General features: G+C 69.8%; 16 protein-coding genes and 4 pseudogenes. 7 read left to right on the top strand and 13 right to left on the bottom strand.

What is annotated here, in order from left to right; all coding sequences use genetic code 11:
* Positions 1-53: 53 nt before the first annotated feature.
* Positions 54-2,402: a collagenase gene (locus OG883_RS10960; protein ID WP_266541407.1), complete on the bottom strand. Its 2,349-nt coding sequence runs from the start codon at positions 2,400-2,402 to the stop codon at positions 54-56.
* 267 nt (positions 2,403-2,669) lie between these two features.
* Here OG883_RS10960 and OG883_RS10955 point away from each other — a divergent pair, with 267 nt between their 5' ends.
* Complete coding sequence (locus OG883_RS10955) at positions 2,670-4,067, top strand: aminopeptidase P family protein (RefSeq protein ID WP_266538354.1); 1,398 nt, start codon at positions 2,670-2,672, stop codon at positions 4,065-4,067.
* A gap of 106 nt (positions 4,068-4,173) precedes the next feature.
* Positions 4,174-5,046, top strand: a complete 873-nt coding sequence (locus tag OG883_RS10950; protein WP_266538351.1) for a LysR substrate-binding domain-containing protein — start codon at positions 4,174-4,176, stop codon at positions 5,044-5,046.
* Here OG883_RS10950 and OG883_RS10945 read toward each other — a convergent pair.
* Positions 5,036-8,641, bottom strand: coding sequence for an NACHT domain-containing protein (locus tag OG883_RS10945; protein ID WP_266538348.1), 3,606 nt, complete (start codon positions 8,639-8,641; stop codon positions 5,036-5,038). The genes OG883_RS10950 and OG883_RS10945 overlap by 11 nt on opposite strands.
* Before the next feature lie 193 nt (positions 8,642-8,834).
* Positions 8,835-9,815, bottom strand: coding sequence for an Lrp/AsnC family transcriptional regulator (locus OG883_RS10940; protein ID WP_266538345.1), 981 nt, complete (start codon positions 9,813-9,815; stop codon positions 8,835-8,837).
* 113 nt (positions 9,816-9,928) lie between these two features.
* On the opposite strand from OG883_RS10940, the gene OG883_RS10935 reads away from it, so the two are divergent.
* Both OG883_RS10935 and OG883_RS10930 read left to right on the top strand, forming a co-directional pair.
* Entirely contained in the window at positions 9,929-11,467 is a 1,539-nt protein-coding gene (locus tag OG883_RS10935; RefSeq protein WP_266538343.1) for an MFS transporter, read from the top strand.
* 230 nt (positions 11,468-11,697) lie between these two features.
* Positions 11,698-13,497, top strand: coding sequence for a long-chain fatty acid--CoA ligase (locus OG883_RS10930; protein ID WP_266538342.1), 1,800 nt, complete (start codon positions 11,698-11,700; stop codon positions 13,495-13,497).
* A 66-nt stretch (positions 13,498-13,563) separates the two neighbouring features.
* On the opposite strand, the pseudogene OG883_RS10925 reads toward OG883_RS10930, so the two are convergent.
* The 3 pseudogenes from OG883_RS10925 to pqqA all read right to left on the bottom strand — a co-directional run.
* Positions 13,564-13,680: pseudogene (locus OG883_RS10925) on the bottom strand (Tat pathway signal sequence domain protein); the annotation flags it as partial.
* A 39-nt stretch (positions 13,681-13,719) separates the two neighbouring features.
* Positions 13,720-13,961, bottom strand: a pseudogene (locus OG883_RS10920) (pyrroloquinoline quinone biosynthesis protein PqqE); the annotation flags it as partial.
* A 42-nt stretch (positions 13,962-14,003) separates the two neighbouring features.
* Positions 14,004-14,075: pseudogene (gene pqqA / locus OG883_RS10915) on the bottom strand (pyrroloquinoline quinone precursor peptide PqqA); the annotation flags it as partial.
* A 222-nt stretch (positions 14,076-14,297) separates the two neighbouring features.
* Between pqqA and OG883_RS10910 the strand changes: the two are divergent.
* Complete coding sequence (locus OG883_RS10910) at positions 14,298-15,131, top strand: aldo/keto reductase (RefSeq protein ID WP_266538339.1); 834 nt, start codon at positions 14,298-14,300, stop codon at positions 15,129-15,131.
* A 115-nt stretch (positions 15,132-15,246) separates the two neighbouring features.
* On the opposite strand, the gene OG883_RS10905 is transcribed toward OG883_RS10910, so the two are convergent.
* Together OG883_RS10905 and OG883_RS10900 are read right to left on the bottom strand one after the other, a co-directional pair.
* Positions 15,247-16,734 (bottom strand): UDP-N-acetylmuramoyl-L-alanyl-D-glutamate--2,6-diaminopimelate ligase, encoded by a 1,488-nt coding sequence (locus tag OG883_RS10905; RefSeq protein WP_266538336.1) that lies wholly within the window; start codon positions 16,732-16,734, stop codon positions 15,247-15,249.
* Between the two features lie 450 nt (positions 16,735-17,184).
* Entirely contained in the window at positions 17,185-17,823 is a 639-nt protein-coding gene (locus OG883_RS10900; protein WP_266538334.1) for a TetR/AcrR family transcriptional regulator, read from the bottom strand.
* Between the two features lie 112 nt (positions 17,824-17,935).
* Here OG883_RS10900 and OG883_RS10895 point away from each other — a divergent pair, with 112 nt between their 5' ends.
* Positions 17,936-18,394 carry an RICIN domain-containing protein gene (locus OG883_RS10895; RefSeq protein ID WP_266538326.1) on the top strand — a complete coding sequence of 153 codons (459 nt, stop codon included), beginning with the start codon at positions 17,936-17,938 and terminating at the stop codon, positions 18,392-18,394.
* On the opposite strand, the gene OG883_RS10890 is transcribed toward OG883_RS10895, so the two are convergent.
* From OG883_RS10890 to OG883_RS10880, 3 genes and pseudogenes are all read right to left on the bottom strand, one after another.
* On the bottom strand, positions 18,384-18,683 hold the full coding sequence (locus OG883_RS10890) for a hypothetical protein (RefSeq protein ID WP_266541405.1): 300 nt from the start codon (positions 18,681-18,683) through the stop codon (positions 18,384-18,386). The two genes, OG883_RS10895 and OG883_RS10890, sit on opposite strands and share 11 nt — an antisense overlap.
* 123 nt (positions 18,684-18,806) lie before the next feature.
* A pseudogene (locus OG883_RS10885) lies at positions 18,807-18,905 on the bottom strand (SAM-dependent methyltransferase); the annotation flags it as partial.
* On the bottom strand, positions 18,906-19,865 hold the full coding sequence (locus OG883_RS10880; protein ID WP_266538323.1) for an AraC family transcriptional regulator: 960 nt from the start codon (positions 19,863-19,865) through the stop codon (positions 18,906-18,908). It lies immediately after the preceding pseudogene.
* 96 nt (positions 19,866-19,961) lie between these two features.
* On the opposite strand from OG883_RS10880, the gene OG883_RS10875 reads away from it, so the two are divergent.
* Positions 19,962-20,798: an NAD(P)H-binding protein gene (locus OG883_RS10875; protein ID WP_266538320.1), complete on the top strand. Its 837-nt coding sequence runs from the start codon at positions 19,962-19,964 to the stop codon at positions 20,796-20,798.
* Between the two features lie 227 nt (positions 20,799-21,025).
* On the opposite strand, the gene OG883_RS10870 is transcribed toward OG883_RS10875, so the two are convergent.
* Both OG883_RS10870 and OG883_RS10865 read right to left on the bottom strand, forming a co-directional pair.
* A complete protein-coding gene (locus tag OG883_RS10870; protein WP_266538317.1) occupies positions 21,026-21,331 on the bottom strand; it encodes a 4a-hydroxytetrahydrobiopterin dehydratase in 306 nt (101 codons plus the stop codon).
* Between the two features lie 172 nt (positions 21,332-21,503).
* The gene (locus tag OG883_RS10865; RefSeq protein ID WP_266538314.1) at positions 21,504-21,755 is read right to left on the bottom strand and encodes a protein-arginine deiminase family protein; all 252 of its coding nucleotides are present in this window, start codon (positions 21,753-21,755) and stop codon (positions 21,504-21,506) included.
* Positions 21,756-22,408: the final 653 nt, after the last annotated feature.

The following is a 22,408-nucleotide window of genomic DNA, read 5'->3' as shown; positions in this document are numbered from 1 at the left end:
GGGTCAAGGGACCGGGCGGCGGTGCGCCGACCCGGTCCCCGAGGCGTGCCGGATCAGCTGCGCAGTGGACCTTCACAGCGGTAAGGAGCAGTACCCGAACGGCCGTTGGCCCAGATCTCCACCTCGCCGAAGGAGCAGTTCATGTCGGCGAGATTGTTGGACGCGGCGCCGGCCCGGTCGAGGATGAAGTAGTCGACCGTCTCGGACATGTCCTGGAAGACCCGGTCCGGGTTGCCGGCCTCGGCGAGGTTGGCGGTGATCCTTCCGGTGCAGGTGAAGCGCCGCTTGCCTGCTTCGCCCTCCTCCGCACAGTCCGGCTGGGAGTACGTGGCCGTGGTGAAGAGGGAGCGGACCCCTGCCACCGAGTGGTCCCTCAGCTGCCCGTTGGGCGTGTACGTGGTGTTCGGCACGAACAGCTCGTCAACCTTGGCGATCTGTGCGTCCAGGAAGCTGTCGTAGCCGCGCTGGAGTGCGGAGTCGTCACCGAGGCGGTTGCGCCAGGCGTCGAAACCCGCCGGGTCGTCGGCCCGCAGCAGCCGGTACATCTCACGGAGCAGGGTGGGCCGCTCGGTCCACAGGTACTCGAAGAAGGTGCCCGCGTAGCTGTAGAAGCGGAAGCCGTCCCCGTCGTAGGTGGCGTGCAACAGCTGGTCGACGGTCATCCGGGGGCCGCCGCCCGCCGTGTCGTTCATGACGCTCCGGACCAGGGACTTGCGGACCGCGATGCCGTCGTCCCGGGTGGCGCCGTCGAAGAACTCCGCGGTGCCCTCGTCCATCGCGGTGGTGCGGTCCCCGCTGTACCAGGGCCCTTCACCGAAGTAACCGGGCACCGCCCAACGGCCGTTGAGGTAGTGCGCGTACTCGTGGCGGAAGAGCTCTTCGAGCGTGAGCGAGGAGTCCTGCGGGACCCGGCGCTGGTACGTGTAGAAGGTGGCGCCGCGCTCGATGTAGACGCCGCCGTTGTCGGTACCCATCCCGGTGAGGATCGGGTGGTAGTTCTCGTAGTCGGCGCGGGAGGCGTAGAGCACGATGTTGAGTGAGGTGTTGGTGTCGCCGGCCAGCGGCTGCAGGCTGCCGAGCACCCGGTGGAAGTGCGCCTTGACCTGCTTGCTCGCGTAGTAGAGCTGATCGACGGTGGCACGGTCGAGCCCGGTGCGGACCTTGATGGCTCCGTTGTCGTACGTGTAGGTGTACGGGAAGATCAGCCGCTCGATGTCCTCCTTGCAGACCCCGTACGGCTTGCATGCCTCGTAGAAGTTGAGCCAGGAGACGAGCGAGGCCCAGGGAGCCTTGCCGTGGCCGAAGTTGCTCTGCGCGACGGGCAGCAGGGCGCCGAGGTCGGGCACGATCTGTGCCTTCAGGGCCTGGATCTGCCCGAACCTGCCGTACTCGCCGAGCGCGTCGCGGACCACCCACTCGTTGGCGGTCCCCTTGAGGTGGGTGTGCTGCGCGAAGGCCCTGAACGCCGCCCGGTAGGAGGCGTTCTGGGTGACGACGGCGTGGAACGCGGTGTCGCGGTTGCCAGGATAGACGCCGAGGTAGTTCACGGACAGGGCGGCCAGCGCCGCGCCACCCCAGGAGGCGTTGTCGTACTGGCCCTTGTGGTACCTGTCCATCGTGGCCAGGACCTTCTTGATCAGCACCAGTTGGCTGTGCCGCAGACCCGGGGCGCTGCCGGCGTAGAGGGCCTCGCGCAGGGACTCGGCGTTGGTCTTGGTGACATCGAACGTGCGGGCCGCGGTGCCGAAGGCGTTGATGGCGCGCCGCATGGCCTCGGCGGTCGGGATGTCGGTGATGTCTATCTCGCTGCGCGAGTGGTCGTGGTAGGCGACCGCGTGGAGATAGGTGAACATCTCCAGCAGATGGGTGGAGTTACGGCCGTCGTGGGCGGCGGCCAGCGAGGAGATCCGCCGGCTCACGGCCTGGACATGGGCGTCCGACATGATCGGTACGAGCCGGGCGTCCCACGTCCAGATGAGGCCGCTGAGACAGCCGTCGGCCGTGACAGCCGGGTCGGCGAGGAAGTCCGCGAACTGCTCCGGCCCGAGGCCGGTGACACCGTCGAGAGTGCAGGGCACCCGGGCCGCGCCGAGAGTGGCGGTGGCGCGGGCGGCGGCTTTGCGGGGGCCCTGACGGCCGGGTATTCGGCCCTGCGTCAACTCGCCCGGGGCGGGGACGGGTTCGACGGTCGGCCTGGGTGCCCGGGCGAGGCGTTCGACCTCGTCATGGGGGTTGTCGCCGTGCGGTGCGACGGCGGCCGCGGAGGCCGGTCCAGGTCTGGCGGCGACTGTGGCGGACGGCTCCTGGCGGTGCTGTGAAGCCTGAGCCGCCTGCCCCAGCGGGACAAGAAGGGCGACGGTGATGGCTCCGGCGAGCAGCGGTCTGCGTACGGGCTTGCGCACGGTTTTGCGCACGGTTTTGCGCAGGGGGCTGAGCACCGTTCTGCGCAGGGGTCTGGGCTGGGACACCTGTGGGCTCCTCTGTGGGAGGTGAGGGGTGGGTGTGACAGCGGTGCGATACATCACGAAATGCCGTGTTTTGTATGGGGATTGACGGGCAGTCATATCGCGATGTGACCCGTAACATAGTAATGTGAAATTGCACTGACAAGACCTCTGCGCCCTCGTTCTGCTTGAGCCACCCCCGCGTTGCCCACCCAGGGAGTCCCGATGGCCGACCGTCCAGAGCCTCACACCTCGCCCGCCACCCCGCTCCGGCCGATCCGTACCGGCAGCCACGACCTGCCCGTCTCGGCGGAGTTGGCCGCCTTCATGAGTTCCGGCTGGGCAGCCTCCCCCCTGCCCGCCGACGTACGGGCCCCCGCCCACGCCGTCACCCCGGCCCGTCGCACCCGGCTGTCCGCGCGCTTCCCCGGCGAGCGGCTGCTGATACCCGCCGGGCAGCTGAAGGTCCGCTCCAACGACTGCGACCACCGGTTCAGGCCGCACAGTGCCTACGCCTGGCTGACCGGACTCACCGGTGAGGACCAGCCAGGTCATGTACTGGTCCTGGAGCCGTCCGGTCCGCACGGCCATGAGGCGGTGCTGTATCTGCGACCGCGGTCCTCGCGCGGCGGCGACGAGTTCTACCGCGACCGCCGGTACGGCGAGTTCTGGGTGGGCCGCCGCCCCGACCTCGCCGAAGCGGAGCGGCTCACCGGCATCCGCTGCGAGCACCTGGACACCCTGGACAGCCTGCCCCCGGGCCGCGACGCCTCCCGCGATGCGGACCTGGCCACCGCGCTCTCCGAACTGCGCCTCGTCAAGGACGCCTGGGAGGTCGGCCAGCTACAGCTCGCCGTCGACCACACCACCGCCGGATTCGAGGATGTCGTACGCACGCTGCCGCGGGCACTGGCCCACCCGCGCGGTGAGCGCTGGATCGAGGGCGTCTTCGGACTGCGGGCCCGCACCGAAGGCAACGGCACGGGGTACGACACGATCGCCGCCTCCGGCGCGCACGCCTGCGTACTGCACTGGATCCGCAACGACGGCGCCCTGGACCCCGCCCAGCTCCTGCTGCTGGATGCCGGTGTGGAGACCGGCACCCTGTACACGGCCGACATCACCCGTACGCTCCCCCTGTCCGGGCGCTACTCCCCCGTGCAACGCCAGGTGTACGACCTGGTCCTGGCCGCACAGGACGCGGGGATCGCGGCGCTGAGGCCGGGGGCGAGCTTCGGTGACTTCCACCGTGCCGGTATGCAGGTCATCGCGGAGGGGCTGACGGAGTGGGGCGTGCTGAAGAGCCCCGAGGGCGACCTCCACCGCCGTTACACCCTGTGCAGCAGTGGTCATATGCTCGGCCTCGACGTCCATGACTGCGCCAAGGCCCGCGCCGAGACCTACCTCGACGGCGTACTGGAAGAGGGCCAGGTCCTCACCGTCGAACCGGGGCTCTATCTCCAGCCCGACGACGAGACACTGCCGCCGGAGCTGCGCGGCATCGGCGTACGCATCGAGGACGACCTGGTCATCACCGCGAACGGAGCCCGGCTGATGTCGGGCGCGCTGCCGCGCACACCGGACGCGATCGAGGAGTGGATGGGCACGCTGATGGCCGGCTGACGGCGGACGGCCGCGCCCGGCAGGACATGCATACGGGCGGCGACACACCATGGTGCAGGTCGGACGATGCATGCGGCAGGAGGGGCGGGCAGCCTAGGCTCGAGCCATGTACGACCCGGCGCAGCTGCGTACCTTCCTCGCGGTCGCCCAGACCCTGAGCTTCACCCAGGCCGCCCACCGTCTCGGCCTGCGCCAGTCGACGGTGAGCCAGCATGTGCGCCGGCTGGAGGACGCGACCGGCCGGCAGCTGTTCACCCGCGACACCCACAGCGTGGAGCTCACCGAGGACGGCGAGGCGATGCTCGGCTTCGCCCGGACGATCCTGCAGGCGCACGAGCGTGCGTCGGCGTTCTTCACCGGTACGCGGCTGCGCGGCCGGCTGCGTTTCGGGGCCTCCGAGGACTTCGTACTGACCCGGCTCCCCGAGATCCTGGAGTCGTTCCGCCGCGACCACCCGGACGTCGACATGGAGCTCACCGTCGAGCTGTCGGGCACCCTGCACGAGCGGCTGGCGGCGGGCCGTCTCGACCTGGTGCTCGCCAAGCGGCAGGCGGGCGACACCCACGGCGAACTGGTCTGGCGCGATCGCATGATCTGGATCGCGGCCAAGGGTGTACGTATCGATCCGGACCGCCCCGTCCCGCTGATCCTCTTCCCGCCCCCGGCCGTCACCCGGGCCCGCGCACTCGACGTCCTGGAACGCCACGGCCGCCCGTGGCGCATCGCCTGCACCAGCGGCAGTCTCAGCGGACTGGTCGCCGCCGCCCGCGCGGGCCTCGGAGTGATGGCCCACACCCGCGGTCTGATCCCGCCCGGCCTGATCCCGGTCTCCGACCGCGCCGGTCTCCCGGAGCTGGGCACCGTGGACTTCGTCCTGCTGCACGGCCCCCGCCGCGACGCCTCCCAGGAGGCCGCGGACGCGCTGGCCTCGGCGATCCTGGCGGCCGGCGACCGGCTGCACGGGCCTGTCAGCCGGTGACGATGCCGCCGGCAAGCTCGATGGCGTCGAGGACATGGGGTTCCAGGCCGCAGTCACGGGAGAAGCGGGCGCCCTGAAAGTTCGGGTTCAGGGAAACGCGGGACAGGGCCGCGCCCGTCGCAGGGTCCCGGACCATGACCTCGCCCGCGTGGGAACCGGTCAGCAACCGCTCTCCGTCGTCCGTCACATGTACTCCTGCCACCCCCAGCGCACTCGTGACCTGCAGAGGCTTGACGGGTGCCACCCCTGGAGCAGCCCAGATGGTCACTCCGGGGTCTCCGACCAGGAAGACTCGGCCCGTGTCACCGGAGACTGCCACTTCGAACAGGTTGCCCGACAACTCGATGTCGTCCATGGCCAGTTCGAGCACCCGGCCGCTACGCAGATCGACTGCCACACCCCTGCCGTCCTCGTGGTCGTCAACGAGCACGCCGCGCGCATCGCTGCAGACAGTGCGCCTTCCGCTCGACAGCCGAGTGCGGTACACGCTCTCCCATGCCGCTGTCCCGGTCCGGCAGAGATGGACGCGGAAGAGATCACCCTTGAGGGACCAGGCCGAAATGCCGTCCTGGTGAACCCCGAAGCCCGCATTCTCCGGATCGCCCGGAACGGTCAGTTCTGCCAGAGTCTCTTTGCTCACCGGGTCGACCACCTGCGCGTGGGCATCACCCTCCCGGTGCACCAGCACTGCGGTTGTACCGTGCCAGACCAGGCTCACCAGTGAGCTCGCCGGGAGGTCGAGGCGGGGCTGCCCAGTCACCGAGTCGACGACAGCCGCAACGGCATCGTTGGCGTACGCCCAGTCGTTCCGGCCCCAGGAAAGGATCCGGCAGCTCCTGCCCCATTCCCAGCTGTCCCCCATATCGGGCAGGTCATGGCGCAGTGGAACACTCTCGATATCACCGTCGGGCCAGTGGAACACCTCCCAGCCGGCCCGGGCGGTGATCGCGCCGCCGGGGTGAGCGATCAGCTGCGTCACCACACGGTCCATGAGCATCAACGCTTCACCCTCGAGCGCGGCGCCGCGCAGATCCGCACCCGTGAGAACCACATCGGGCAGGTTTGATTCCAACAGGTTCGCGGACCGCAGATCCGCCCCCTTCATGGAGGCCGTGAGGTTGAATCCGGCGGGGGTGAAGCCACTCAGGTCGGTCCTCGCGAGCATCGCGCCGTCGAAGTCGCCCCCGGCAGCCACCACGAGATTCGCACAGTTGCCGCCGACGTAGCCGGCCTCCGGTGTGCCGTTGGCCGTTTCCCGGATGATGTCGGTCAGCAGTGTCCACACCTCCTGCCCGCCGTCGGTCATGGCCGTCAGAAAGCCGAAGACCTCCGTCCCCAGTGGGCCCGCTCCGAAGGAGTTCCGGAGCCGGTCGACAGACTCGGGGGAGAACCGTGACAGCGCGGGCAGCCGCCCGTCCCTGCCACGGGCGGAGAAGTATTCCGACCAGGTCCGCTCCTTGGCCTCCCGTGCCTCCGCCTCCGCCTCCGCCGGGAACATTTCCAGGAAGTCCCCGGAGAGAACTCCCAGTTCCGCCGCGAACTTGAACGCGACCAGGAATTCAAGAAGCGACTTGTGCGCGGGCCCGTAGTCTCCCTCGGAATTGCGGACCAGCATGCCCTGGTTCCGCATGTCCTGTTCCCAGAAGTCCAGGTCCTTCTGGGTCGCCACGGCCGCCCCGAAGCAGGCGCGCAACCGTTCTGGAAACTCACGGTAGTTCAGTGTCAACCGCTCGGTGGAGATCATCTCCCAGGCCACTTCGCACAGGAAGTAGAGCTTGTCGGCCCGGGAGGTGAAGGTGCGCTCCGCAAGGATGTCGCGGTCCATCTTCCTGCGGATCGCGTACAGATAGATCCTCGCCAGGTCCACCTCCGCGCCCTGCTCGATCTCCGGCAGCGCGTCCAGCACGAGCTCCGACATCACGGGGCGCCGCATCAGGTCCCGTACGTCGCGGTGTTCCATCACCGACGCGACCTTGGCCTCGTCCAGCACATGTCCGAGCATCAGCTCGACCTGTTCGTCGTCGAACGGGACCAGCTCCACGATGTCGAAGGCCGGGCCCTGGCCCGGTGTTGCCGACGCCGCCGTGGACAGCTTCGCGTTCAGCAGATCACGCGCTTCCCGGGCATGCGGAAAGTGTTCCGTCCTGCTGCTCAGCAGGAGCTTGGCGCCCGGCTCCACCGCGTTCGCCAACTCCCAGAAGTTGGCGACCATGACATTCCGGTCGGCCCGGGCGGCCATCTCGTCGAAACCATCGAAGATCAGCAGCAGCCGCCCCATCCGGTTCAGGACCCGGAACACTTCGAAGCTGCGCATTCCGATGGCGTGCTGATGGAAGAAGAACTCCGAGAGCAGTGCTTCCACCGAGGTCTGTTTCGCATAGTCCCGCAGCGGAATGACCAGGGGAATCCGCGGCCGCGGCACTCCCTTGCGCTTGGCGTCGCGCCAGCCGCGTGCCAGTTCCCCGGCCAGATGGAGCGCGAACCACGATTTCCCCATCCCGAATTCGCCGAGCAGCGACAGATGCTCCCTGGTCGGTTCCCTCAGCCATCCCTGGACGTAGCTGTCCAGGCCACCGGAGCGCCAGTCGTACACGCTGGTGTCGAGCATCTCCCCGGTTGCGGGGTCGATCTCCTCCTTGCGGCAGGACAGCGGCACATAGCGGGTGTCGATCCCGCGGCGCCGCACCTCCGCCTCGACCCAGGTGATGTACGGCTCGAAGTCCGCCTCCAGCTCGATCAGCTCGTCGAACGTGTAGCAGAAGAGCCTGTCCCCGGCCTCTGCCGCGCGCCGTCGTGCCGATTCGCTGATTCTGAGCTGGGCCAGCCCCCAGCCCTCGTCGGCCTGATGATCGTCCACCAGCCGTTCCAGGATGCGCAGTTGGTGCGGGGCGAGTTCGCCGTCGACGCAGAGCACCACCACTGTCTCGAAGCGTCCGGGGCGCCGCTGGGGCACATGGACGAGCATGGCGACGCTGCCGTCCTCCGCCGGCCAGGTGCGACGGACCTCGTAGCCGACCGCATCGAACCAGGGCCGTACGTCGTCCCGCAGCCGCTCCGCGGGCGTCGCTTCCGCCCTCAGGGGCTCGATGCGCTGGCGGTGCGTCTCCTCGTCGTCCCGGGCGCGGAGCACTTGCGCCAGCATGTCGAGTTTGTTCTCCATTCGCGTCTCGTGCGGCGCCCTGCTCCGGTCCACGAGACCTTGGAAGGTGGCGATGAAGCCGTCGACATGCTCCTCGAATCCGTGTCCCACATGGCCGAACTCGCCGGTCTCCGCGTTGCGTTGCAGCGCTTCGGCCGCCTCCCGGCGCAGCCTCGACCAGTTCCCGCCGTCGAAGGACCGCCTGAAGGCCTCCAGCACATAGGGGTCACGGAAGAACGCGAGCACCGGAGCCGGAAGCTCGTAGCAGTACTCGATCAGCGCGTAGGCATACAGGCTGTCGAAGTCGCGGGGCGGCAGCTTCGGGTCCAGACGCAGCCGCTTCAGCGCACGGATCACCGCTTCCCTGCGCAGCGCGGCGTCCGACGCGGGCTTCGCCACTACTTTGCCGACGATCCCTGCCGCGGCTGCGATGATCTCTGCCGGCACCGGCCCCACGCCCCAATCCCCCGTGCATACAGTCGACTTCACGGACAATACAGTCGGGAGCGGCAGCCCGGAGGGCGGTCCGGCAGTCCGGCAGTCCGGCAGTCCGGCAGTCCGGCATGCAGTCGGTGAGCACGCAGCAGTCGACGAGCGTCTTCTTCCTCTGGCAACCGCTGGGCACGGTGAAGCTCGGGTTGCCGCAATCTCAGCGGCGCTCCTCGTACGTCAGTTGCTTCACCGTCCGCAGCACCGGCGCGCACTCCACGTGCTGTACGCCCTCCAGCCGCCCGAGCCGCTCGCTCAAGTAGCGGTAGATGGCGGCGGTGTCGGGGCAGACGATCACCGCCACCAGGTTGCAGTGGCCCGCCGTCGCGGCGGCGAAGGCCACCTCGGGGTGGGTGGCAAGGGCGCGGCCGACGGAGTCCAGTGCGGAGGGCGCCGCCGTGATCCACAGGAGGGCGCGGGTGGCGTAGCCGAACACGTCGGTGTCGAACTGCACATCGACGAACAGCGCCCCGGAGCGCAGGAGTTGGTCCAGACGGCGGCGCAGGGCCGACTCCGAGCGGCCGGTGGCCTGCTGCAATTGCGCGAAGGTGGCCCGCCCGTCGCGTTCGAGGGCGGTGACCAGCGGTTCGTCCTCGGCGGTGATGCTGGTGACGCCGTCCGGGTCACGCGGCTCGTCGATGACCGGGCGCAGGGCGTCGGCCTGGGCCCGGGTGAGTGCGCGGCTCTTGGCCAGCCAGCCCGAGGGGCCGCCGAAGAAGCGGTGCAGCAGCTGGTGGGCGCGGATCTCGACGATGCTCGGGGTGCGCGGGAGTTTGCCGAGGATCAGTTCGTCTTGTTCCCCGCGGGTACGCGTCCGGGTCATGCAGACCACTTCCGTACCGCCCGAAGTGAGGCCGATCCAGGCGGTGTCGGGGCGGCGGGCGAGCGCCCGGGCGAGGGAGTCCGCGGCGTCGGGCGTGCAGCGCAGCCGCAGCATCCAGGTGTCCTGGCGCAGGAGTTGGACGTCCCGGACGGCCACGACACGTACCCCGGCCTCGGCGCGCAGCCGTCGGAAGCGGCGGGCGACCGTCTGGTCGGAGACTCCCAGGACGGCACCGATCCGGCTGAACGAGGCCCGGCCGTCGATGTCCAGAGCATGCAGCAGCTGAAGGTCGAGTTCATCCGGTACGTGGAATTCCACCGCTGTATCGCCCCTGGATGTCGGATTCCGGTGATGAACAGGCCCTGACCGCCGCATCACGGCCGGTTCCCGGATCGTACGGCAGGCAAGGAAACCGAGCGACGGAGGACGTCATGCGCAAGTGGGGGCCGCTGGTAGCGGTCTGTCTGGGGACATTCATGCTGCTGCTCGATGTGACGGTGGTGATCGTCGCGCTGCCGGACATGGCGGGCGCGCTGGACGCCTCGCTCACCGATCTCCAGTGGGTGATCGACATCTATGCGCTGGTGCTGGCAGCGCTGCTGCTCGGTGCGGGAGCGGCCGCGGATGTGATCGGGCGCCGCCGGATGTACGTGGCGGGAACGGCGCTGTTCGCGCTGGCGTCGCTGGGCTGCGGACTGGCGTCCGGCTCCGCCTCGCTCATCGTGATGCGCGGCCTCCAGGGCGTCGGCGCGGCGGCGATGTTCGCCACCACGCTGTCGTTGCTGGGGGCTGCCTACGAAGGGCGGGAACGGTCCTTCGCGCTCGGGATATGGGGTGCGGTCAGCGGTGCCGCCGCTGCCCTCGGTCCTGTGCTGGGCGGGGTACTGACGCAGAGCCTGGACTGGCGGTGGATCTTCTTCGTCAATCTGCCGGTGAGCGTGGCGGCGATCTGGCTCACTGTGCACGCGGTGGAGCCCACGAAGGGGCAGGGCGCGCGGCGGATCGACTGGGCGGGTACGGCGGCGTTCGCACTGTTCGCCGGCGCGCTGACCTACGGAGTGGTACGAGCCGGCGCCGAGGGCTGGACCTCGGCAGGCACGGGAGCGCTGTTCGCCGTGGCCGTGCTCGCACTGGCCGTCTTCGTCGCGGTCCAGCGACGGGCGGCGCAGCCGCTGATCGATCTGTCGCTGTTCCGGCGGCCGTCGTTCCTGGCGGTGATGGCAGGGGGCATGGCGTACAACGCGGCCGCGTTCGGAGTGATGCCGTACACCTCGATCTGGCTGCAGACGGTTCTGGGCATGAGCCCGGTGCAGGCAGGGCTGGCGCTGCTGCCGCTGGCCGCCACGGCGTTCGTGGTGGCCGCGGTGTCCGGGCGGCTGCTGCACGCGGCGCCGCACCGGCTGGTGATCGGCGGCGGGCTGCTGCTCATCGGCGGCGGCACACTGGCGCAGGCGGTGCTGGACGCGGATTCGGGGTGGGGCTCCCTGGCCGCCGGCCTGGCAGTGTCGGGGGTCGGGGTGGGCCTGGTGTCGCCCGGTCTCGGGGGTGCGGCACTCGCCTCCGTACCGCCCCAGAACGCGGGCATGGCGGGTGGCGCGGTCAATACGTTCCGCCAGCTCGGGTTCGCGCTCGGGGTCGCCGTCTTCGGTACGATCGCGGCTGCGCGGATGTCCGCCTCGTTCCGTGAGGCGGGGGTGGGTCAGGCCGACGACGCGGCGCACACGCTCGCGGGCGGCGGCGCGCAGGCACTGCGCCGTACGACCGCGGAGGAGGTGCTGCGTGCCGCCTTCGCCTCCGGCCTGAACACCGCCGCACTCGTCGCCGGGGTCACCGGCCTGCTGGCCGGTCTGGCGGTGCTGGTGTGGGTGCGGACCTCACCCGCACCCCCGGCCGCACCCGCGACCACACCCGCGACCACACCCGCCGGGCAGGTACGGACCAAGCGCCCTGCGACCGTAGAGCGGCCGTGATCGCGGCGTACAGATTCGGTGGAGATTCGGGTGCGGCGTTCTTACTCTGCGGTCAGAACTGCCGCCCCAACCTCCCCTGTGTGGCCGGATATCTGTGGCTGACCTGTGGTGATGCCATTCGTCCACACTTCCGCAAGGCCCTGCCGCCCCGTGGACCATTGGGGTAGCGTCACGGCGCTGTGCGGAGCGCCACAAGGAGCAGGCCATTGCGCGAATTCACTGTCCCACCCATGGCCGCGGCGCCTCAGGTCGGCGGGCTGGCCGACGCGGTCTTCGACCATGCCGAGGACGATCCCCAACGCGTCGCGCTCGGCCGCAAGGACGCGGCCGGCCAATGGCAGGAAGTGACCTCAGGCGAGTTCCGCGACGAGGTGCTGGCGCTCGCCAAGGGGCTGCTGGCGCACGGCGTCCGGTTCGGGGACCGTGTCGCGCTCATGTGTCCCACACGCTACGAGTGGACACTGTTCGACTTCGCGCTCTGGACGGTCGGGGCCCAGTCCGTGCCCATCTACCCCACCTCCTCCGCCGACCAGGTCTTCTGGATGCTGCACGACGCCGAGGTCTCGGCGTGCATGGTGGAGCACGAGGACCACGCCATGACCATCGGCTCGGTCATCGACCGGCTGCCGCAGCTGAAACGGCTGTGGCAGCTGGACGCGGGCGCGATCGCCGAACTGGTCGCGGAGGGCGCGCACATCGACGACGAGGTGGTGCACCGGCACCGGCGCGCGGTGACCCCGGACTCGATCGCCACCATCATCTACACCTCCGGGACCACCGGCCGCCCCAAGGGCTGTGTGATCACCCACGCCAACTTCATGTTCGAGACCGACACCCTGATCGACCGCTGGGAGCCGGTCTTCCACTCGCGGCCCGGCGACGAGGCCTCCACGCTGCTCTTCCTTCCGCTGGCACATGTCTTCGGGCGGATGGTCGAGGTCGCTGCGATCCGCGGCCGGGTCAAGATCGGGCACCAGCCGGTGCTCCAGGCGAGCGCCTTGCTGCCCGACCTCGCCGCGTTCCGGCCGACGTTCATCCTGGCCGTGCCGTACATCTTCGAGAAGGTCTTCAACGCGGCGCGCCGCAAGGCCGAGGCCGGCGGGAAGACGGGCCCCTTCGACAAGGCCGTGGAGGTCGCGGTGAAGTACGCGGAGGCCTTGGAACACCGTGCCTTCGGCCTCGGCCCCGGTCCTTCGGCCGGGCTGCGGATGCAGCACCAGCTCTTCGAGAAGCTCGTGTACGGCAAGGTCCGCGAGGCGATGGGCGGCCGGGTGCGGCACGCGATGTCCGGCGGCTCGGCCATGAACCGGCGGCTCGGCCTGTTCTTCGAGGGCGCGGGCGTCACCGTCTTCGAGGGGTACGGCCTCACGGAGTCGACCGCGGCGGCAACCGCGAACCCACCCGAGCGCACCCGGTACGGCACGGTCGGCCAGCCGATCCCCGGTACCACGGTGCACATCGCGGAGGACGGCGAGGTGTGGCTGCACGGCGACCACATCTTCTCCGGGTATCTGGGCGACCCGAAGTCCACCGACGCCGTGCTGCACGACGGCTGGCTGGCGACCGGGGACCTGGGAGCGCTCGACGAGGACGGCTATCTGACCATCACCGGGCGGAAAAAGGAGATCCTGGTGACCTCGGGCGGCAAGAGCGTCTCGCCAGTGGGTCTCGAGGAGCGGGTACGGGGCCATCCGCTGGTCGCGCAGTGCATCGTCGTCGGCAATGACCGGCCGTACATCGCGGCGCTGGTCACCGTCGACCAGGAGGCCGTCGACCACTGGCTCTCGATCCAGGGCAAGCCGCCGCTTCCGCCGGCCGAGCTGGTGCGGAACCCGGAGCTGGAGATGGAGATCCGCCGCGCGGTGGTGGCCGCCAACACCCTGGTGTCGAAGGCGGAGTCGATCCGTACGTTCCGGATTCTGGCGCATCCCTTCAGTGAGGAGCACGGGCTGCTCACCCCCTCGCTCAAATTGAAGCGGAAGGCGATCGAGTCGGCGTACGCGGTCGAGGTGGACGCTCTCTACCGCTGACATCGCGTGGTCGGCCGGGACCCGGCCGTGTGCCGGAGTGGCCGTCGAAGCCGAGCGGTACGCTCCGACGCGCTGACAGGCGCGCATGCCGGTGAGGAGCATGTGGCAGTTCTGCAGGGAGCCCGAACTGTCGCCCGGAGAGCGGTAGATACCCCACGTGGGGCGCACCCGGTCCGCTGCGTACGCAGCTTGCAGCTGCGGCACTGTGGCAGGGTGGCCGCCCCGCCACCGCTCGACGCTTCGTGGGCCCGGGCGATCTGTGCGCGGTCCGGCAGCGGGGCGTCCCGGTTGCGCAGCGCCCAGCCGTAGAACCGGGTGTTGGCCGGCTCGATCCGCTCCGCGCCCCAGGCGAGCCCGAGTTCGACGAGGTCGCCGAGAGCGGCGAGAGCGGCCCGGTGCAGTACGACATTGAGGCCGAGCGGCAGCTCCGCCTCCCGTACGAGCCGGGCCGCCCAATCCGCCGCCCGCCGCGGTGCCGAGCACCTGCGGCAGCATGGCGGCGGGGTCTACCGGTCAGTGAGGGCGTAGGCGGTGACCTCGAGCGCGGTCTCGACGACCACGAACTCCGGGATCTGCCAGACGCCCGTCTCCTCCGATCGATCAGCACGCTGAACATTTGTTCACATGAGTGTCCGGCGTTCAGTTATGTGCCATAGGGTTGCGTCTTGATGAGACGCGGTCAACGGTCCGGACCGATAGGGCCAGAGCTGTATCGCGCCAACTTCGGGGGCGGGAATTCGTCTGCGAAGGCGATCGTTGACCGTAGGAGTACCAACCGACGACGTAAGGATCGACCGCTCGTGAGCAAGGTCCCCTCCCTCACCCTCAACAACGGTGTCTCGATGCCGCAGCTCGGCTTCGGTGTCTGGCAGGTGCCCGACGACGAGGCGGCGAAGGTGGTTACCACGGCCCTGGAGGCCGGGTACCGCAGCATCGACACCGCGGCCATCTACGAGAACGAAGAGGGCACCGGCCGTGCCATTGCCGCCTCCGGCATCGCCCGCGAGGACCTGTTCGTCACCACGAAGCTCTGGAACAGCGAGCAGGGGTACGACTCCGCGCTGCGCGCCTTCGACACCTCGCTGGACAAGCTGGGCCTCGAGTACGTCGACCTGTACCTGATCCACTGGCCGCTGCCGTCCAAGGACCTGTACGTCGACACGTACAAGGCCCTCGAGAAGATCCTCGCGGACGGCCGCGCCACGGCGATCGGCGTCTCGAACTTCCTCCCGGAGCACCTCGAGCGTCTGCTCGGCGAGACCTCGGTCGTCCCGGCCGTGAATCAGATCGAGGTGCACCCGCAGCTCCAGCAGGCCGAGTCGCGCGCCTTCCACGCGAAGCACGGCATCAAGACCGAGGCATGGTCCCCACTGGGCCAGGGCAAGGGCCTCCTCGAGGTGCCGACGGTCGTCGCGATCGCGCGGAAGCACGACAGGACCCCTGCCCAGGTGGTGCTGCGCTGGCACCTGCAGATCGGCAATATCGTGATCCCCAAGTCCGTGACCCCGTCCCGGATCCAGGAGAACCTCGACGTCTTCGGCTTCGAACTGGACGCCGACGACATGGCGGCGTTCGCGGCGCTCGACGAGGGCAAGCGACTCGGCCCCGACCCGGCGACGTTCGACTACAGCTGACGTGCCGGCGACCTCGCCGACGAGGCCGCCGACCAGCTCATGACCGTGTCACCGCCCCGACCGGGCGGTGCCACGATTTCTCCGTCAGACAGCGGGGCGTGAGCTCCCCCGCGTACTAATGCTGCGCGGCGGCGAGTTCGCGTACCGTCGCCATGTCGCTGAACGGAATCAGCTGATCGCCGACGATCTGGAACGGCTCGCTGCCCTTCCCCGCGATCAGAACGATGTCGTCCCGCTCTGCCACGGACAGGGCGAAGGCGATCGCCCGGCGGCGGTCGGCGAACCGTTCGAACGGGGTGCCCGTCGCGGTGAGGCCCGGCGTGATCTGGTCCAGGATCGCCTCGGGGTCTTCGTTCCGCGGGTTGTCCGAGGTCAGGACACAGAGGTCGGAGCGGGTTCCGGCGATCTCCCCCATGCGCGCGCGCTTGGTGACGTCCCGGTCGCCTCCGCAGCCGAAGACGGTGATGACCCGGCCGACGGCAAAGTCCCGGATGGTGGTGAGCACCTTGTCCAGGGAGTCGGGAGAGTGTGCGTAATCCACGATCGCGGCCGTGCCGTTGGGGGTCTCGAATCGTTCGAATCGTCCCGGGACCGGGGGCATCCGGTCGAGCGCGGCAACCAGCCCTGCCAGGTCATGGCCCAGGAGATGGCAGGCCGCCACGGTGGCCAGCGCGTTCGCCACCGAGAACCGCCCGGGTACGGGGATCGCCGCCGGGTACTTGCGTCCGTCGTGGTGGAGGGTGAAGCGGGTACCGAAGGCGTTCATGCTGAGGTCGGTGGCCCGGTAGTCCGCCTCGGCGTCGAGGGCGTACGTGGTGACCGCTCCGGGCATCATCGCCCGGATTCCGGCTCCCACGGGGTCATCCGCATTGACCACCGCACGCCGACACAGGCCCTGGAACAGCCGCAGCTTGGCATCCCGGTAGTTCTCCATGGTGCCGTGGTCGTCCAGGTGGTCCTGGGTCAGATTGGTGAAGATCCCCACGTCGATGAACGCCTGGTCCACCCGGTGGTTCAGCAGGCCCATCGAGGTGGCCTCCAGGACCACGGTGCCCACCTCGCGGTCGCGCATGTACCCCAGCAGGTACTGGAAGTCCGGCGACTCCGGCGTGGTCAGCACCGATCTCGGCATCGGGATCAGTTCGTCGCCGATCCGGCTGCCGGCCGTACCGATCACCCCGGCCCGGGCCCCTTCGGCGATCCTCAGCACGGACTCGACCATGTACGACACCGACGTCTTACCGTTGGTGCCGGTGATCGCCACCATGTCCATCTCGCGCCCGGGCTCGCCGTAGTAGCGGGAGGTGACGACCGCGGCCGCCGTCCGCGTCTCCGGGACCCGTACGACACACACTCCGGCGGCCGACGCCCGTACGGCCGCCGGAAGATCGTGCGCGCCGTCGACGAGTACCGCCACGGCGCCACGCGCCAGCGCCGAGCCGACGGCCTCCGGGCCACCCTCCCGGTGACCGGGTACCGCGATGAACAGCGAACCCGGCGAGACGCGGTGGGCGTCGAAGCATGTTCCCGCGGTGATCCTCGTTTCCGGATCACCCAGAAGAACCTCATGGTCGTGCCCGGCCAGCAACTCGCTCAACTTCACAGGGGTCCTCTCGGGGTGCGGCTCGGACGGTCGTCAGGTCGTCGCCGAGGAGTCGCGGAAGTGGTGCACGGATGGTGCGAGGGAATGCTTCGAGGTGGTGCGGGACCTTGCAGGCGGGGCCTACGGGCGGTACGTACGGGCGGGGCCTACGGGCGGTACGTACGGCGAGGTCGCGCGGTGCCCCCGGGAGGGGGAAGGACCGGAAACCGGAAAAGGGCGCAGAGCAGCGCCCGTCGAGAACTGGCTAGCCGTGGCCGTGCAGCGCGCGACAGCGGGCCCGTGGCGCGGTGGGGCACAGCGCGCAAGGGGCCTGTCGCAGGCACTCCCTCACCGCATGTGTGCAACCCATGAGTGGAGTGTACGGCCCGCGGAGCCGCCAGGATTCCGCGAGCGAGGACCTCGTGCACCGCGCGGTCGGCTCACGCCATGCGCCGGTCGGGCCCCCGACGATCAGAGGCGGGCGTCCGGGCCTTCGTTTACGGGGCGTACGCCGGTGAGCACACTGCTCACCAGCCGGTCCACGTAGCCCGCGTCCCTCGGCAGGCCGGTGGCCAGAACGCGGTAGTACAGGGCGCCGGCCAGCTGGTCCACAACCGTCTGCGCATCGGTGTCGGCACGCACCTCTCCCCGCTCCTTGGCCTGGTCGAGCAGAGCGACCACCGCCGCGTTGCGCCGGGCATGGAGGGCATGGACGGCGTCGCCCACATCTGCGTGCCGCGCCGCGGCGGCAGCGATCTCCGCGACCAGACCGGCGGACCGGTCGTTCGCGCCCGCCGGGCGGCCGGCCAGACGCATCCGGTCCAGTCCGTCGTTGACCTGCCCGAAGTAGCGGACAAGATCACTGTGTACGTCGCCGGTGTACTCGGCCGCCACGGCATCCTGCATGCGCGCCACGAGCGCGACGATCAGGTGATCCTTGGTGGGCCAGCGCCGGTACAGGGTGGTCTTGGCCACGCCGGCCCGCTCCGAGACGTCCCCAACGGAGAAGCGGTCGTACCCGCGATCGAGCAGCAGTGCGTACGCGGCCTCGAGGATGCGGGCGGCGGCCTCCTCGCTCCGGGGCCGCCCGCGACCGGCGGGTGGTGGCATCAGCACGGACCTCAACTCGCTACGGACGCTGCGTAATTGAGGCTAGTGAGGCCGCAGGCATTTACGCAACACCCGTAGCGGAACTCACTGATCCCTCTCGTACAATCGGTCCATGTCTACGGAAATGGCCCCCGGGCTCTACCTGGTGCGCAACGTCGGGAGCGGGCTGCTGCTGGAGGTGTACGGCGGGGCCAAGGGCAGCGGCGCCAATGTCCAGCAGGGCAAGGAGAGCGGAGCCCCGGCCCAGCAGTGGCAGATCGACCCCGTGCCCAACGGCAGCGGGCTCTATCACTTCGTGAACGTGGCCAGCGGCAAGCGGCTGGACGTGGCGAACGCCTCGACCGAGAACGGCGCCAACATCCAGCAGTGGAAGGCCAACAACTTCGGCGCCCAGGAATGGATCATCGAGCAGCATCTCGACGCCCCGGGCACCGTCACGATCGTCAGTTTCATCAGCGGGCTGCTGCTCGAAGTCGCCGAAAGCAGCACGGACGACGGCGCGAACGTGCAGCAGTGGGAGGACACCGACTCACCGGGCCAGTGGTGGCAGCTGGAGCCCGTCACTTCCTGACCAGGAGCACCACCCCGCCCACGGCTGCCGCCGCTACCGCGCCCGCGGCCAGGAAGCCGCGGGAGGAACGCCAGGACAGCGCGGACCATCGCGACTGCGCGGACAGCAGCGACCCCGTACTCATCCACGAGCCCACCGAGAGCAGCGACTGGGCGGATCCGATCGAGCCGACCGAGAGTGCGCTGCCCACGGAGCCGACCGACAGCACCGAGCCGACGGAGCCGATGGAGAGCACCGACCCCACCGAGCCGACCGACAGCACCGAGTCCTCGGACCACAAGGACAGCAGTGATGTCGGCTTCGCGGACTTCTTGCACCCTGTGGGCGTCGTGAACCGCGTGGGGTGCGTGGACCTCGTGGACTTGTTGACCATGGGGCCATCCTGCCCCTGATTCAGCCGCGGCGGGCGGTGTGCCCGCTCCAGGAGCGGCTCGGTGGAATCCACAGCCACCACTTCGGCGTACGGAAACACCTCGGCGAGCAGCGCGGTGTGCACCCCGGGGCCGCTGCCTCACGGCGACTGTTGCCGTTCCGGCAGAACAGCACCCGTCCGGTGCTCCTGCGGGCTGATGCCGCGCACCCGTTTGAAGGCCGCACTCAGCGCGAACGAGCCGCTGTAGCCCACCTTCCTGGCCACCGCCTCGACCGTCGCGTCCGTCTCGCGCAGCAGATCCGCGGCAAGCGCGAGCCGCCAGCCCGTGAGATACGCCATCGGCGGCTCGCCCACCAACTCGTGGAAGCGCCTGGCCAGTTGCGCTCTGGAGACCCCGCACTTGGCGGCCAGCGAGGCGACCGTCCAGCCGTGGGCGGGATCGTCCTGCAACAGGCGCAGCGCCTGCCCGACGACCGGGTCACCCATCGCCCGGTACCAGGCAGGAGCCTCGGCGTCCGGACGCGAGAACCAGGTCCGCAGTACGGCGATGAGCACCAGGTCCAGGATCCGGTCGAGCACCACGCTCTGGCCGGGCTCGTCCCGGGAGATCTCGTCGTCGAGCACCGGCATCAGCGGGCAGTTCCAGACGTCGGCCGGCAGATGGAGCAGTGGGGGCAGCGCGTCCAGCAGCCGCCCGCTGACCTCGCCCTTCATCTGGTAGGTCCCGATCAGCATGGTGGTCGAGCCGTCGGGGGCGTTGCCCCATGTCCGTACGCCCAGGTGCATGGACTGCGCGAGCGGTTCGCCCTGCAGGGTGTGGCAGGTTCCGCCGGGACCGATACGCGCCCGGGGCAAGGTCTGCGCGGTGTCGGCGGCGGTGTACGGCTCCGGGCCGCGGGCGATCGCGACATCACCGGGGAGCAGCAGCACCGGATCCCCCGAGTCGGGGACGATCCAGGCCTCACCATGGGTCACGCACACCAGGCAGAGCGGGGCGTGGTCCTCGATGCGTACGGACCAGGGCGGCTCCATCACCATGCGCAGCAGAAACGCCCCCCTGGCCCGCGGTCCGTCCAGAAGTCCGGCGAGAGCGTCCATGGGCCCACAGCGTAGACGCAGGCGTGTGGACGCAGGCGTATGGCCATGAGCCTCTGGAGCATGGAGAGTCCAGGCCCGGGCCGCGAACATTGAGGCATGACAGAGAACATGAAGCAGGAAACGGTGTTGGTAACGGCGGCCACGGGCAAGACCGGCCGCCGGGTGGCGGAGCGGCTCGCGGCGCACGGGGTGCGGGTACGAGCCGGCTCGCGCAAGGGAGACGTCGTCTTCGACTGGGAGGACGAGTCCACCTGGGCACAGGCGCTGCAGGGCGCGGACGCGGCGTACGTCGCGTACTACCCGGACCTCGCGGCTCCGGGCGCACCCGAGGCGATGCGGGCCTTCGGGCGGGTGGCGGCTTCGAGCGGGGTGCGGAGTCTGGTGCTGCTGTCCGGGCGCGGCGAGCCGGAGGCGGTCGTCGCCGAGGACGAGCTGCGGCAGTCGGGCCTGGATCTGACGGTCGTGCGCGCCAGCTTCTTCGCGCAGAACTTCAACGAGGGGGCGATGTACGAGGGGGTGCTCGCCGGCGAGATCGCTTTCCCCGCGGGCGGGACGGCTGAGCCGTTCATCGACGCGGACGACCTGGCGGACGTGGTGGTCGCTGCCCTCACCGAGGAGGGCCACGCCGGACGGGTCCACGAGGTGACGGGTCCACGGCTGGTCACCTTCGAGGAGGTGGCGTCGGAGATCGGCCGGGCAACGGGCAAGGAGGTGCGGTACATCCCGGTGTCCGGTGCGGAGTACGCGCAGATGCTCCAGCAGTACGGGCTGCCCGCGCCGGATGCCGACTGGCTGGCAGGGCTGTTCGCGATGCTGCTCGACGGGCACAACGCCGCGCTGACGAACGGGGTGCAGCAGGTGCTGGGCCGCGCCCCGAAGGACTTCGCGGCCTTTGCGCGGGAGGCGGCGGAGTCGGGCGTCTGGAGTGCGTGACCCGAGGCTGCTTGCGGAAGGCGCGCAGCCGGCCGCGGATCCCGGTCGGGCACCGGGGTCGCGGTCGGCTGCGCGGCCGGTCGGCCCATGACCGCCTCGTCGTGGCCGCCCTGCCCCGGCCGCGCCCGGTGTGCCTCCCCCGCAGGGGTCTCCGTGCGCGCCGTCGGCCTCGGCGCACGCCGTGAGTCGCGGCGCACACATTGAGTCTCGGCGCGGCGCCGGGCGTCTCAGCGCGCGCCGTGACCCGGGGCGATCTGCTCCACCCGCTGTGCGAGCTGGAAGTCCTGCTCGGTGACCGCACCACCCGCGTCATGGCTGTTCACCGACAGAGCCAGGGTGTTGTACCCCAGGGTGAGGTCCGAGTGGTGGTTCAGCTCCTCCTGGATCTGCGCGATGTGCACGACCATCGCGGTGGCCGCGAAGTGCGACGGGAGGCGGTACGCGCGGGCGATCCGGTCGCCCTCCTGTGACCAGCCGGGGAGTTCCCGCAGCCGGTCCTCGATCTCCTTCTGCGACAACGGCTCTGTGGGCATGACCGGGATCCCTTCGGAAGAAGACGCAGGCGACGTCGGCAACTCGGCCACCATAAGTCGGATACCCGTACAACGGCGCTCTGTGTACCTTCCACCGGGTACCTTCCACCGCGTGCGTTCCACCGCGTGCGTTCCACCGCGGGGCATGTGTGCGTCGGCGCCCGGGGGTGGCTCAGCCCTCCCGGCGCCACCAGGGGGTGGAGCCGGAGGTGTCCCTGAGCGCGTTCGTCGCGCAGTGGACCTCGCCGCCCGCCAGGTGGGACCAGAAGAGGCTCTCCACCCAGTGGACGCGTACGCCCTTGCCACGCAGAGCGCGTTCCGTCTCCGCACGGAACAGGTCGGTGGCGCCGACGCGGGGGCCGTCGCCGTCGTGCACCGTGAGGGTGAGGGTGATCTCGCCGTTCCAGCGGCTCGGATCGCGCACGATGTCCCGTCCCTCGACGGCGAGTTGAACGCCGGCGCAGTTCACGGGCGGTCAGCGGCCCCTTGAGGGGGGTGAGCCGGCCGTCACGCCGGACGAAGATCCGTACGTACGGGGACTCGGCGTGCGCGACCGTCACGTGCCCGGTCGCCCGGTCGCCGACGCGCATCGGCTGTACGTGGAGCGGCGCCAGATCCCTGGCGTCCTGCGGTCCGTTCACCTTGTCGTCGGCGGCGTCGTTGCAGGCCGCCAGGCGCTCGTCCACGGCGGGGTCGATCCGGTCGAGGTCGCCCGGGGCCATCCGGCAGCGGCGCTGGTCGTCGTCGAGGTTGGGCAGGAACACCGCGCCCCGGCCCGGCGCCCATTCCTCCTCGCCTCTCTCGTCGGAGAGGCCGCGCACGTCGACCCGCCCGTCCTGGTTCACATCGGCGCGCAGATCCGGGAGCGGCGGCGGTGCGGCGGTGGCCGGGGAGGAGGCGAGGGTCGCGGCCGCGCCGGCCAGCAGTGCGACGACGGCGGCCGTTCCCGTACGCGACACCCGAGTACCCCGTGTGATCGGCATGACGAGTCCTTCCGGAGAGGGAGGTGGAGGCGGTTCTCTCGCGGTTCTCTCGCGGTTCTCTCGCGGTTCTTTCCGCACTCTCTCTCCACGGTCT

The organism is Streptomyces sp. NBC_01142, from assembly GCF_026341125.1.
In the GTDB taxonomy this organism is placed as follows: Bacteria; Actinomycetota; Actinomycetes; order Streptomycetales; family Streptomycetaceae; genus Streptomyces.
This window is presented reverse-complemented; position numbering and strand designations above follow the sequence as displayed.